This is a genomic window from Spiroplasma endosymbiont of Virgichneumon dumeticola (assembly GCF_964264745.1).
GTDB lineage: Bacteria > Bacillota_I > Bacilli_A > Mycoplasmatales > VBWQ01 > Spiroplasma_E.
This window is the reverse complement of sequence record NZ_OZ183478.1, coordinates 530,825-544,760: the sequence shown is the minus strand read 5'-3', so window position 1 is coordinate 544,760 and position 13,936 is coordinate 530,825. Positions and strand designations below refer to the sequence as shown.

Below are 13,936 nucleotides of genomic sequence, written 5' to 3'. Positions count from 1 at the left end.
GTTACTATAATTCTAACATTAATTGATTATTTTCATCTAAATGTTCTAATACACCTAATGTTAACAATAATTGATAATTAGTTTTAGTAAGTCCTGTTCGTAATTGTAAATCATTTTTCGAAGCTATCGGTTTTTCATTACGAGCGTTAATAATTGAATTAGCCACAATTTCTCCTAAGCCATCTAAAGCAATGAAGGGTGGTAAAATTTGTTTTTCACCATCAATGGTTATTAATTGAAAACTTTTTGCTGCAGAATGTTCAATACTAATATTACTAAATTTAATATTACGTGCATGCATTTCTAATGCTACTTCTAATAGTGGAATTAGTTCTCGTTCTTTACTAGTAATAGCGGTTTTTTGATTAGTACTATTTTTTAATCGTTCATTAATGGATTTTAATTTATTAGTAATAGCACCAATTCCTTGTAACATTGTTTCAATATCAAAACCATCACATCTGGTTGTAAAGTAAGTAGCATAATATTCATGAGGATAATAAACTTTGTATCAAGCTACCCGTCATGCCATTAAAACATAAGCTGTAGCATGAGCTTTCGGAAACATGTATTTAATCTTTTTACAAGATTGAATGTATCAATTAGGTACTTTTTTTTCTTGCATCACAGTTTCATATTCTGGCTTTATTCCTTTACCTTTTCGCACATCTTCCATAATACTAAAGGCCATTTTGGCAGGTAAACCTTGATATACTAAGTAAGTCATAATGTCATCACGACAACCAATTACATCTTTTAATTTTAATCCTTGCTTACTAATTAATTCATCGGCATTATTTAATCAGACATCAGTCCCATGAGAAAGGCCAGAAATTTGCACTAATTCAGCAAATGAAGTTGGTAGCGTATCACTTAGCATTTTCCGAACAAAAGTAGTACCAAATTCAGGAATTCCAATTGCTCCGGTTGTTTCACCAAGCAAATCGTGTTTAGTAATATTTAAGGCACTTAAATTAGAAAATAATGATAATACTTTTGCGTCTTGATTAGGAATTGTTTTTGGATCAACTTCTGTTAAGTTTTCTAACATTTTTAAAGCTGTCGGGTCGACATGACCTAAAATATCTAGCTTTAATAAATTATCATGGATGGCGTTAAAATCAAAATGGGTAGTTTTTCAAGTAGAACTAGTATCATCAGCTGGATAATTAATCGGTGTAAAATCGGTAATATCATATGCTTTTGGTAGGACAATAATTCCGCCTGGGTGTTGGCCAGTTGTTCTTTTAATTCCAACACAACCTTGACTTAACATTTCTATTTTTGCTATGCGCATATCCGTTTGTCCAATTTTTTCAGCATAGGCTTTAACATAACCAAAGGCAGTTTTATTAGCAATCGTAGAAATAGTTCCAGCACGAAAAACATAGTTTTCGCCAAACATTTCTTTGGTAAAATCATGAGCTTGCATTTGGTATTCACCTGAAAAGTTTAAATCAATATCAGGGGTTTTATCGCCATCAAATCCTAAAAAGGTTTCAAAGGGAATGTCATGACCATCACTAATCATATTAACATTACACTTTAAACAAACTTGTTGTGGTAAATCATAGCCACATTTCACTGCCCCATTACTAATGAACTGACTGACTTTACATTGGGGGCATAAATAATGTGGTTGTAAGGGATTAACTTCCGTAATATTAGCAAATGTTGCTACTAATGAAGAACCAACCGAACCACGCGAACCAACTAAATAACCATCTTGCAATGACTTTGCTACTAACTTGTGAGCAATTCAATAAACCACAGCAAAACCATGCGTAATAATCGCATCTAATTCACGTGTTAAACGGTTTTCAACAATCGTTGGTAAGGGATTACCATATTTTTTTCATGCTTCTTCATAACAAAGATTCCGTAATTTTTGGTCAACATTATCAATATTTGGTGTAAATAATCCTTCTTTAATTGGTTTAACCATGGTAAATTGCTTGCTTAATTGTTGAGTATTGTTAATAACAATATCATTAATTAAATCGGGATTATCTAAAAAACTAAATTCTTTCAACATTTGACTTGTCGTACGGACATATTGGTCAGGGTATGAAGTAACTTTCCCTCTTCGATCATATAGTGGATGCAATACTCCGCCAATCCCTTTGCTATTAATAATAACATCACGGTACATTTTTTCATGAGGATATAAATAATGAGCATCACTAGTGGCAATCACTAATTTATTTAGTTTCATGGCAGTATCAATAATTTTTTTAATAATATCATGGAGTTGTTCTTGGGTAATATTACCCATTTGGACTAAGTTTTGATAAACCGAAGGTGGTTGTACTTCAATGAAATCAAATCATTGCATAATCGTTGTTAATTGTTCATCACTTTTATTCATAGCAGTTTCAAAAACTGCACCATTAACACAACTACTACCAATTAATAAGTCTTTTCGTAAATCATCAATCGCTTTCGTAACAATTTTTGGTGATTTATAAAAATATTGCGTGTGTGATAATGAAACTAATTGATAAAGACTTTTTAAACCTGTTTGGTTTTTAGCAAAAACAGTAATATGTTCACCACGAAGTTTATTGTTAATATCAGCAGAAATTAACTTATTAACATCGCTTAATAATAAACAATTAAATTCATCACGCAGTTGTTTTAACATTTTCCCAAACACTTGTGCTAGCACATTAGCATCATAGTCAGCCCTATGGGCAGTATCATCATCATATTTAATTCCATAAACGCGACAAATCGCACCTAAACGGTAATATTTTAATTGTGATTGCATGACACGTGATAATTGTAAAGTGTCTATCACGGGATTAGTTAATAAAGGAAGATTATGGTTTTTCATGGCAGCTTGTAAAAAGCCAAAATCAAAGTTAGCATTATGGGCAACAATTGTTCGGTCACCAATTAATTCAACAATGGTTGGTAACACTGTTGCTAGTTGTGGTTTATCTTTTAACATCACATTAGTGATATTAGTAAATTCAGTAATGTGTTCTGGTACTAACTCGTTAGGTTTAATGAGAATTGTATCTTGTTTAATAACGACATTATTTCTCATAATTACATATCCAAATTCAATAATTTCATGAAAGTTAACAGATAGGCCGGTTGTTTCTAAGTCAAGTACGATGTATTCAAGGTTTGCTATTTCTTCGTTTACAACATTTTTAACAATTCTAATATCATTAGGAATTAAATCCATTTCCACACCGTACATAACTTTTAAATTAGGATGTTTTTTAGCAGTACTAACAATATCAGGATAGGCTTGCACGTTTAAGTGATCAGTAAAACCAATAGCTTGGTGGCCTCATTTGACAATTTGATTAATATAATCTTGTGGCGAAGTAATGCCATCCATGGCGCTCATCTTGGTATGGATATGAAATTCAATTCGTTTTGAAACAGCATCATCATTAGCAATAATATTTAATGATTGGTCAACAATAATATCATCAATCCATAAAACTTGTTCTTTACTAAAGTTATCATAACGACTATTGCCAAAAATTTTAATTCAATCATCAACTTTAATACTATCTAATTTTTCATCAGGTTGGTCGCTATTAACAAACGATTTACAAGTGATAGCGTCAGTATCAGCAGCAATGGAAAATGAATAAAATCATTTTTGCGTTTTAGTTAAGAATTTATTAATTTTAAAAACTTTACCTGTCACAATAATGTTAGGTTCATCGTTAAGAATATCTTTAATTTGGTGTGTGTAATTAGTAGTTTCTAAGTTCACTTTGGATTTTTTGCGATAAGTACCATAGGTTGGTTTTGGTGGAGTAATAGTATTAGTAATTGGTTTTGCTTTTAAGGCTTCTGCTATTTTTTGCACTTGTGCTTTTGTTTCACTTTCGTAACTAGAAAATGGTTGTTGATTTGGATTAATGACAGTTGTAATTTGCAAACTAAGAAAACCATATTGATGAAAATAACTAATAAATTGTGTTAATTCATTTTTAACTAATTTTTCTTCAACACTATTGTGAATAGTAATAGTAAGCATGTTATTAGTATAACTAAGAGCAGATACTGGTAATGAATAATAAATACCAGCTAGTAAATGAAGTTTGTAGGTTTTAATGTATTCAAAATATATTAATACTAATTGTTCATCAAAATTGTTATTAACAGTAAAGTAAATATTAAGATTAGATACTCCTAGTTGTTTGAAGTGTTGTTCAAAGCGTTTTAGGGTAGTAATTGGTAAGAAGTTAGGTAAATTAATAGTGATGTTGGCTTGTTGATTATGATGAAAGTATTGAACACTATGGACAGTAGCGTTAGTAAAATCATTATCAAAATCATCAAATCCGATTTCATGGAAAAGTTTTTGTAAATCTTGGTTCATTGGTTTTATGTTTCCTTTCATCATAATTAGTGGGTTAATTATATCGTAATTTATGATAGATGTTTTAATTTTATTGTTGAATTGTTAATTGATATATTATTATTTTTATTAATATGTTCTACAATATCATTTGTAAATGGTTTTAATTCTTCAGTCATTTCTAAAGTTTTTTTTGAATTAGTTGGCGTTAAAATTTTAATATGTTACTATTATACTGTTAAAGGGAGTAAGCCCTCAAATTCCTAATCAAAAATGATTAGGAATTTTTTATTTTCTAATCCTGATATTTTTTCATATATGTTATAATATAATTGTAATCACATATAGTCATTTTCTAAACAATGACTTTCTATTCTTTTTAGAATTTCTGAAGCAATACCTTGCCTTTGAAATTTGTTTGCAACACATATTCAATTTAAACATGAACTACCAATTTCAAAATTATTTATTAATAAAGCAACACCTAATATTTTGTCATTATTTTCATAAACAAATTGAAATATTCTACTACCTTTATTTACCTTAAAACTATTTTGCTTAAGAAAAACTTCAAATTTAATTCTGCATTGTCCTTGTACTAATGGTTTATATACAGGTCATAATTCTTTTTTTAATATATTCTTCAGTCAAAAATAAATAATCATAAACCTTGACTGGCATATTATTTATTCCTTTCTTTCAACATTATTACTATAGGAGATAATTACTACTATTAAAAGAATATATCTTTAATCGTAATCGCAACAAAGATAATTAAAAATAGTAAGGCTCCTGCTATTGTCACAATTGTTTTATATTTAGTATTAAGTTTTTTTCTAGTGGCAGCTTCTACTGCATTCTCAACAAACTTATAACCATCCAGTGGTGGGATTGGTAACATATTTAATAAAAACAAGTTAGAAGACAGTAAGGCAGCTCAACGAAAATAAGTACTTGCCCCTTGGGTCGCTGACAAGTCAGGATTTAAAAAAATATTTGTGGATTTAACAATACCGACAGGTCCAGATATATTTTGTCAATGGAAAGTAACTAGTTGGCCTAACGCTTGTAATAAACTATAACTGTCTTTAAATGCATCAATGATACCTTCGCTAAAAACAGAACCTGAACTTAAATGATCACTACGTTGACTAACACCAATAAATAAGGTACCTTTTTGGTCTTCTGGTTTGAAGGTAACTAGTTTATTAACTTTATCATTGTCGAAGAAGGTAATTTGATAATCAGAAATAACATCATTGTATTTTTTATTATAACTATTCAATCATTTTTGTAAATCATAGTAAGATTTAATGTTTTTATCTGAACTGTGGTCACCATCACCAGTATTTCAAATATGAGTAATCTCAGAACTACTTAAAATCGGTATCGTTGTATTAGCCAAATTATATTTTTCCACAGCATCAGCTAATGGTCCTTTACTAGCATAAGTTGGTAGTAAATTAGGATCATATTTGTAAGGATAAATTCCATACCCAACCATCAGTAAAATAAATGCTAATAATAAGTTCATCAAAGCCCCAGCACTAATAAAAATTGCTTTTTTACCACGATGAAGATTTTCCATCATGCGCTTAGGATCAACAACTTCTGCTTCACGACCTTTAGGAGCATCAGCAATTTCCGATGCTACTGATACATAACCACCTAACGGTAATAGACGCAATGTATAACGAGTTTCTTTTTTTCCCCACTGGAGAATCTTGGGACCCATGCCAATGGCAAATTCATAAACATACGCACCAGATAATTTCGCAATTACAAAGTGAGCAAATTCATGAAGGGTAATTAAAAATAATATTGTAAATAAACCAATTAAAATGACTAAAAAGATATACATAACTTCATCCTTAATAATATTTTTTTATTAATTATTAAATGACACTTAAAAACAATAGTGCCACAATAAATCCGGCAATCGCAACCCCAGAAAATGAATCTAAACGATCTAACAATCCCCCATGACCAGGGAAGATATTAGAAAAATCTTTAACACCATAATTACGTTTTAAGTATGAAAACAATAAATCACCCATTTGACTAATCAGTGATAAAATAAAAACTACAGCAACATAAGCAATATAAATTGGCGCTTTACCAATTGAACCTTCATAGAAAGGTAACAGATTGTAATTACTTGTTTGTAAGAAAACAATAACTGTTATCATACTTAATACCATCGCAACTCCTATTCCAGTAATTGCTCCTTCTCAAGTTTTATTGGGTGAAACACGAGGTGCTAACTTATTTTTACCATAAATAACGCCACCGATAAAAGCACCAATATCATTCGACATGACAATTACAAATAAGAATAATAATGTTGGTCAACCTAATTTTTGAACAGAATTAATTTGTGATAACATCAAAAAGTTAACGGCTTTAAACGCTAATACTAAATAAATAACTCATAAAAACACAAATAACACATCACCTAATTGAAAGGTTTTAGCACGATAAGCGATTAAAAGAAAAATAGCAATAAATCCAAATAATACTATCATTGACATTCATGTTTCAAATCATAAATGATTATAAAGATATGGACCAAAAGTTTCTTTACCAATCGGAAATCATAAAAAGATAATTCCCATCGTAATAATTAATAGTTTTAAGACTAACGGTCATTTTGCTGCTTGTTTTAAATTAATGATTTCTCACAGACATCCAATTAAGATTAAAGTATTAATCACCATGAATGTATATACAGACCATAAAGGTTTGACACCAAATATTGGTTCTAAATACACAGCACCAATAAACATTCACACTGATACGGCCATAATTAGCACGATGCTAGTAATAATCCGTTGTTGATATTTTTTAAAAAAACAAGAATTATCTTTTAATACCTTGTTATCTTCATTTTGTGTTGAAGAATTTGCTTTTACTGTCACAATCTTAACCACCTAATTTACCTCTTCTGATTTAAATTTTCATTAATTCGGTAATTTTATTTTTTTCTACTTTCATTAATTCAGTAATTTTAATATCAGTTAATTTTTGAATTATTTCTTCACCTTTTTTATTTTGGTCTTCTGGTAACTCTTGTTTTTTAAGACTATGAATAGCATCACGTCTAACATTACGAATTTTAATTTTGTAATCTTCAGTAATCTTTGCTAAATCTTTTACTAGACTCTTACGAATTTCTTCTGTTAATTGGGGGAAAATTAAACGAACAGCATCAGCTTCAGTTTTAATTTGTAAACGTAAATCAGCAGCGGTAATAGCTTCGGTAATAGACTTAACTAAACTACGATCATGAGGACGTACTACTAATTGATGGGCACCTTCTACATTAATACGGGCATTATGACTTAGACGGTCCATGCTCCCATAACATCTAATGTTAATAGCATCTAAAATTGCTGGATTAGCTCTTCCAGTTCTAATTTTATTAATTTCTTGTTTATAATGTGAAATTACATTATCCATTTCTTTTGTTGTTGTTAAAACAATAATTTCCATTGTTTACCTCCAGTTACTTGATTAGTATTATGTTTTTTAAATCAAACTATAAAAATTATATAATACTTTTTTACAAAACCAATGGAAATTATTATAAACTACAAAAATAGCAGAATTATTCTATAATTCTGCTATCACGATTAATGCTTGTTGTTTTATTATTTAAATCAACAAGCATTAAGATGCCTCCAATAATACCTAGTAATGCTCCAAAAATAATTCCTAAAATTGCTAAAGCAATTTTTTTCTCTTCAGTTGCTTGGCCTTTATTTACTTTTTAGTACAAAATAAAACTAGGAATGGTTCAAAATAATGGAATAATAAAAATTGATTCAATAATAAAAATAATGAGAATTAAAATGCTTCCTGCTTTTGTCATAAATATAGTACCTGCTTTCATTGTTGTTAAATTAAATGTTTTTTATATGCTACCATTTTTATATAGTTTCTACAATAAGTTTCTTCATAATACTTTTTTATAAATCTCACCTTCATCTGTTCTAGCATAAACTGTTCCTTTACTATCAGTAGTTAAACTTAAAATGGCTTTTCTCCCTTTATGTACTATTTTTAAATTTTATCACATAAATGCTGAGAAAAGCCTATCTACGGACTTCTCCCCACATTTTTAAATTAAACATAGCATTACAGTTTCAAAACTAGGTATGTTATTGAATTTATATGCAGCTTCTTTTGCATATAAATGAATATGATGTTTTGCAACTTTGATATGTGTTTTGAATGTTCTTCGTATATGTTTTCATACTGACTAAATTTGGTTGGTATTTACACCAGTTTTTGAAACATAGCCATCTTGATGGTTAACTGTTTCATGCTTAGTGAAAACCGATTTCAAATCGCGATATCCTTTTCAAGAATCAGTATGTACATCACACTTTGAAGAAATGTGGTTTATTGCAAACTGCAAAAGATTTTTACTGTTTGCGTTTTTCAATACTTTCACAATCAGATTGTTGGTTGTTTTTTCATAAATACCAACAATCAAGGTTTTGTTCAACAAGGATCTTCCTTGTTTTTTAAAACCCATATGTGAAAGATACATTTCATCCATTTGCACTATGCCCTCAACAATGAATTGAGGTTCTTGTTTAGCAATGGCACTTCGGATTTTATGACCCATTCTTCAAGCTGTTTTCAAGGTCACTCCCAATTCTTTTGCAACATAAGTTGATGGAATTCCATGTTTGGTGTTTATTCATCTAAAGATGAGATAAAACCAAGATATTAAAGGTGTTTGTGACTTTGAAAATATAGTGCCCGTGATAATACTGAATGTTTGATGACATTTCAAACATATCATTTTTCTTAAATTAGAAGTATTCAAATTAAAACTAGAACATATAATACATTTGCTTTGTTTCAAACTTGCTATATATGCAAGACATTGTTTTTCAGTTTGAAAAGTATTATTGAACTCATTCAATTTCATTGTTTCCTCCACAAGTACATGTGGGGAGAAGTCCGCTTAAAATTTCATCTCGTAAATCCGGTTGTTTTGAAATTATTAAGTTTTTTTGACTAGTTTCACAACCAATAACATTAATAGTTGTTGTTGTGAATAAAGTTAAAACTGTTAAAAGATTTACTATTTTTTTCATATTTCAATAACCTCCAATTAACTTCTATCAATCAATAGATTTGAGATTATATTTTATATTATTTTTAAATAAAATTATAACTATCTATACATTTCAACCCATCAATGGCTTTATCTTAACGATGCATAATCAAAATTATGATGTTATATTTTAAATATTTTTGATTTAAAAAACTAGTTGAAAAACATTAAAGTTATTGTTCCGATATATAAATCATTACCAAAAATGTATAATCTATTAATTCAACCATTCGCTTCTTGTCAATTATTTACCAGAGTAACTGTCGTACCATCAAACTTAAATAATTTACCTTTATGATTACTAGTTTCTGTTCAAATATACAAATCATTACCAAACGTTGTTAAACTCGAAACATAACCATTTGTTTCTTGTCAACCAAATAATTGATTAAAAGAAGTGCTTATTTTTTGATTAGTGCAACTAAATTTAAAAATAATAACAAATATAATACCGCTAGCAATTAATATTGATGATAAAAAAATAGATAATCAAACCTTTTGCTTTTTTCTCATACAATCATCCCTTTCTAAAAATATGGAAATGCTAGTATTTATTCTTTTAGGTTTGTTAAATAATTAGTTTCATACATTATTAATTAGATTCCTTGCATAACTTAAATCATTTAAAACTTTTTATTAATAAAATCAAAACAATATTTAGTCTAATTTGGAGTTATGTTATACAAGAAATTTAATATACTCATAGTATCATTAATTAATAATTAAGATATTTAAAAGCAATATTATCCTTTTTTAAGTTGGACATTTTAACGTTTACTTTGATAATTGTAAACCATTTTTAATACTATTCTAAATGGTAAAATTTTCATAATCAATTTTGTGATTTTGTTAGAAACACCTACTACCAAAAATCCTTTTCTTTTTACTTTTAAAGCTTTTTTTAAAGACTTATCGGCATAACTTTGCGTATCTAAAACTGGTAATAATGAACTATAATGTTCTTTGCTACCTTTGCCATTACTACTGCGATTTCAAAAATCAGTTTCTAATGGACCAGGGCAAATAGTAATAACACGAACTTTGCTTTTAGCGCGAATTAATTCATAATTAATTGCTACTCCTAAATTTCAGACATAAGCTTTAGATGCATAGTAACTAGTAAAAGCAGGACCTGGCGTAAATGATGCCATGCTCCCAACATTAATAACACGCCCAAAATTATTTTCAGTAAAACGTTGCACAAATAGTTTCGTTAAAATATGCAAAGTAGCAATATTTAAATTAATCATATTTAATTCTTGGTCTAAAGAACTTGCTTGAAATTTACCTCATACTCCATAGCCAGCATTATTAATAACTACTGTAACATTTAATGTTTTGGCAAATTCAAATAACTGATAAGCATTTTTAATATCTGATAAATCGCAATCATAATTTTTAACTTGTAAATGGGGATATTGCTTAACTAAGTCTAAAATATTTTTACTATTACGAGAAACACCTAAGACATGATAACCTTGAGATAATAAAAATTGACAATAAAAATATCCAAGACCTTTAGAAGCACCCGTGACAACTGCTCATTGATTTAATACGCTGACTTTGTTTTTCATAATTAATACTCCTTTTTTTTATTTTTTTCCACACTAAATAAATTTTTAGCATTAAGATAAATATAATTATAAGCACTAAAAATACTTAAAATAGTAGCAATATACATTGGTAGTAATACTAATTGGTTAATTATACCATACTGATCATTGATACTGTTACCACTAGAAGAACCACTTAAGAAGCGAAAATTAACAAACAATAAGATTGTGATTCCTACCATTTGTACTGCTGCTTTGACACGACCATAATTGTCAGCAGCCATAATCGTACCTTTGCTTGCTAAAATTTGACGGACAACATCAATAATAAAATCACGTAATACTAAAATAACTGCCATTCAAATCGGAACAATAGTAGCACAAGCCATAACAATTATGACACCATTAGTTAGTAATTTATCAGCAATTGAATCAAAAAACTTACCAAAGACAGTTACTTGATTAAATTTTCGTGCTCACCATCCATCAATAAAATCACTAATGGAAGCAATAATAAATAAGATACCTGCTATTAACCAACTAATAGGTAATTGATAGTTTCTAAGACTAATAGTAGCATTTCATAAATAATAGAAGTTATCATTAACAGGTGCAATTATCATTAAAAATATAATCACTGGTACTAATAATAGTCTGAATAATGATATTGAATTAGGAACGTTCATGGACAAAATCCTTTCGTATAAGTTTACTTATCTATTATACTATATACTACAGTTTGTATAAAGAAGTTTGGAGTTTAACTTAAAATTTAAAAAACTTTTTTATTAGCATTAATTTGCTATTACTAATAAAAAAGTTTTCTTTAGTTAAATTATTTTTATTCTTTAGTTTCTGCTTCTTTCTTTTCACGATTAGCAGCAGCTTCAGGATTTTTCCGTTTTTCAATATAATAAAAGAGACCAATATAACTTAAATAGTAATCTTTATTAAAATCAATTAATCGTGAAGCATTAGTAACAGTGGCCATTCCTGTCGGTTTAACACCTCATTCATAAAAAGGAATTAATCTTGTTTTGGCAGGGTTATGTTTAGCTAAGAAAATAACAGCAGTATTGAAATCTAATTTCATCAATTCACTACCAGTAATTAATTTCTTACCTTGCAATGAAGAGTTAATGTTATCAGCCTTTTTATCTTTATTGCCAGAATGACTATAGTTAATAATAGTTTTTTCACCGAACATATCAGAATATTTATTAGCAGTTTGTAAATCCATGGTTTGTAAAAACGTATGTAAAATACAGTTATTAAAAATAGTTTCTGCTGTTTCTTTACCATATTTTTGTGTTAGTTGTTGCAAATCTTGCATAATCATCATGAAGAAAATATTACGACTTCGAGCTACGGTAATCATTTGTGCCATATTAGCAATCGTTGGGATATTTCCAAACTCATCAAAAATGAAATATAAAGGACGCGGTAACTTTAAATCAGGTAAAGTACTAGCATAACGAATAGTGTTCTTATATAACTGAGCAATAAACATTGAGACAAAGGCATTACGTTCATTAGATTCATCAGGAACAACTAAGAAAACAGCACTTGGTTTTTTCACAACATCATCTAAATTAATATCATTGCTACAACTAATATTTCTCGTAACAGGGTCAGTAAATAAACGTAATCCATTGGCTACCATTTGACTAATTGAACCTGCAGTTTCTTCAGCTCCTTCTAAAACTCCTAATCCAATTTGTCGCGCTAAACTTTGGGTTGGCATCTTCTTTAGAATTTCAACAAAGCGTTGACGATTAGTAGCGACAATAGCTGCATTAGACATACTAAAGTATTTTAATGGCACATCAGGTTGGTCTTCTAATTGTTCAAGCATAAATAACATAATCGCTTTCACAACTTGCATCGCTGATTGATTTCAAAACTTTTGTTTCGGGTCTGATTCAGGAAATAATGCTTCAACAATATCATTAATTCACGATAACGCCATTGATTCATAAGTAATAGAATCGTTTAACGGATTATTTTCTTTTTTTAAGCGCATTGATTCCACATAGAAATCATAAACTTTAACAAAAGGATTTCAAGAATTAGAAACTGAAGTATCACGTAAATTAATAACATAAACATCATAACCATTATTTTTTAAAATCTTAGAATGATTTTGAAATAGTTCTCCCTTCGGGTCAGTAACAACCATTGATGGTTTAACTTTTGATTGGGCATTTAAATACAAAGTAGGAATAACTAATTTTTGGGTTTTACCAGAACCAGTTCCTCCAATTACAATGTTGTGGGCATCAGGTTTAATATTAAATTGAACACCACCAATTTTGGTTTTTGATGTTTGGACAACAATTCCATAATCATCCTTGGCTGTTTTTGATAAAGGGAAAATATTAGCAATTTCATTAGTTGTTAGTCATGCTGCCGAACCATAAACTTTATTTTTAGAATCACGAAGAAAACGACTTTTATTATGTGTTTCACGATGAATTTTATATTTATGCATCATTAAGTAAAATAATAAAACACTAATTTCAATTACCCATAAAACTAAAAACATTAATCAATGACTTTTAATATCTTGCGTTAAATGCTGTAAAGTAAATGATTGTCCTTGTTTAACATTATTAAACATACCACTAACGAAAATAATAGCATAAACACCTAAAGTATTAATAACAATTAAAAATGGAATTGCTATCAATAAAATAATTGGTAATACTCATTTTTTTGTGCGTAAAAATTTCATATTTTGCTCCTAAATTTTAATAAAGTTGAATATTAACCATAAGTGGCAATTGCTCCAGCAATTGTACAAACAATAAGCATACAAATACCAATTGCGACATTACGACGAAAACGATAACTTTTCTTCTTTTTAAATTCGTTATTTTTGTCTCTTTGTTTCATAATAAACTCCTAATTTATACATTT

At 28.9% G+C, this 13,936-nt stretch carries 12 protein-coding genes; all 12 read right to left on the bottom strand.

Annotated features, from left to right (window positions below; translation table 4 throughout):
* Positions 1–4: 4 nt before the first annotated feature.
* A complete protein-coding gene (locus ACFEL4_RS03465) occupies positions 5–4,354 on the bottom strand; it encodes a PolC-type DNA polymerase III (RefSeq protein ID WP_375318124.1) in 4,350 nt (1,449 codons plus the stop codon).
* Positions 4,355–4,596: 242 nt separating this feature from the next.
* Positions 4,597–4,998 carry a GNAT family N-acetyltransferase gene (locus ACFEL4_RS03460; RefSeq protein WP_375318123.1) on the bottom strand — a complete coding sequence of 134 codons (402 nt, stop codon included), beginning with the start codon at positions 4,996–4,998 and terminating at the stop codon, positions 4,597–4,599.
* Between the two features lie 68 nt (positions 4,999–5,066).
* Positions 5,067–6,194: a site-2 protease family protein gene (locus tag ACFEL4_RS03455; RefSeq protein ID WP_375318122.1), complete on the bottom strand. Its 1,128-nt coding sequence runs from the start codon at positions 6,192–6,194 to the stop codon at positions 5,067–5,069.
* 34 nt (positions 6,195–6,228) lie between these two features.
* Complete coding sequence (locus tag ACFEL4_RS03450; protein ID WP_375318121.1) at positions 6,229–7,251, bottom strand: phosphatidate cytidylyltransferase; 1,023 nt, start codon at positions 7,249–7,251, stop codon at positions 6,229–6,231.
* A 31-nt stretch (positions 7,252–7,282) separates the two neighbouring features.
* Positions 7,283–7,825: a ribosome-recycling factor gene (locus ACFEL4_RS03445; protein WP_375318120.1), complete on the bottom strand. Its 543-nt coding sequence runs from the start codon at positions 7,823–7,825 to the stop codon at positions 7,283–7,285.
* 769 nt (positions 7,826–8,594) lie between these two features.
* Complete coding sequence (locus ACFEL4_RS03440) at positions 8,595–9,275, bottom strand: IS1595 family transposase (protein ID WP_375318119.1); 681 nt, start codon at positions 9,273–9,275, stop codon at positions 8,595–8,597.
* A complete protein-coding gene (locus ACFEL4_RS03435; protein WP_375318118.1) occupies positions 9,253–9,444 on the bottom strand; it encodes a hypothetical protein in 192 nt (63 codons plus the stop codon). The genes ACFEL4_RS03440 and ACFEL4_RS03435 overlap by 23 nt, the downstream gene beginning before the upstream one ends.
* A 173-nt stretch (positions 9,445–9,617) precedes the next feature.
* On the bottom strand, positions 9,618–9,977 hold the full coding sequence (locus ACFEL4_RS03430) for a hypothetical protein (RefSeq protein WP_375318117.1): 360 nt from the start codon (positions 9,975–9,977) through the stop codon (positions 9,618–9,620).
* Positions 9,978–10,231: 254 nt separating this feature from the next.
* Complete coding sequence (locus ACFEL4_RS03425) at positions 10,232–11,038, bottom strand: SDR family NAD(P)-dependent oxidoreductase (RefSeq protein ID WP_375318116.1); 807 nt, start codon at positions 11,036–11,038, stop codon at positions 10,232–10,234.
* 2 nt (positions 11,039–11,040) lie between these two features.
* Positions 11,041–11,703 carry a CDP-diacylglycerol--glycerol-3-phosphate 3-phosphatidyltransferase gene (gene pgsA, locus ACFEL4_RS03420; RefSeq protein WP_375318115.1) on the bottom strand — a complete coding sequence of 221 codons (663 nt, stop codon included), beginning with the start codon at positions 11,701–11,703 and terminating at the stop codon, positions 11,041–11,043.
* 155 nt (positions 11,704–11,858) lie between these two features.
* Positions 11,859–13,751: a VirD4-like conjugal transfer protein, CD1115 family gene (locus ACFEL4_RS03415; RefSeq protein WP_375318114.1), complete on the bottom strand. Its 1,893-nt coding sequence runs from the start codon at positions 13,749–13,751 to the stop codon at positions 11,859–11,861.
* A 32-nt stretch (positions 13,752–13,783) separates the two neighbouring features.
* Positions 13,784–13,912 (bottom strand): hypothetical protein, encoded by a 129-nt coding sequence (locus tag ACFEL4_RS03410; protein ID WP_308150134.1) that lies wholly within the window; start codon positions 13,910–13,912, stop codon positions 13,784–13,786.
* Positions 13,913–13,936 lie beyond the last annotated feature (24 nt).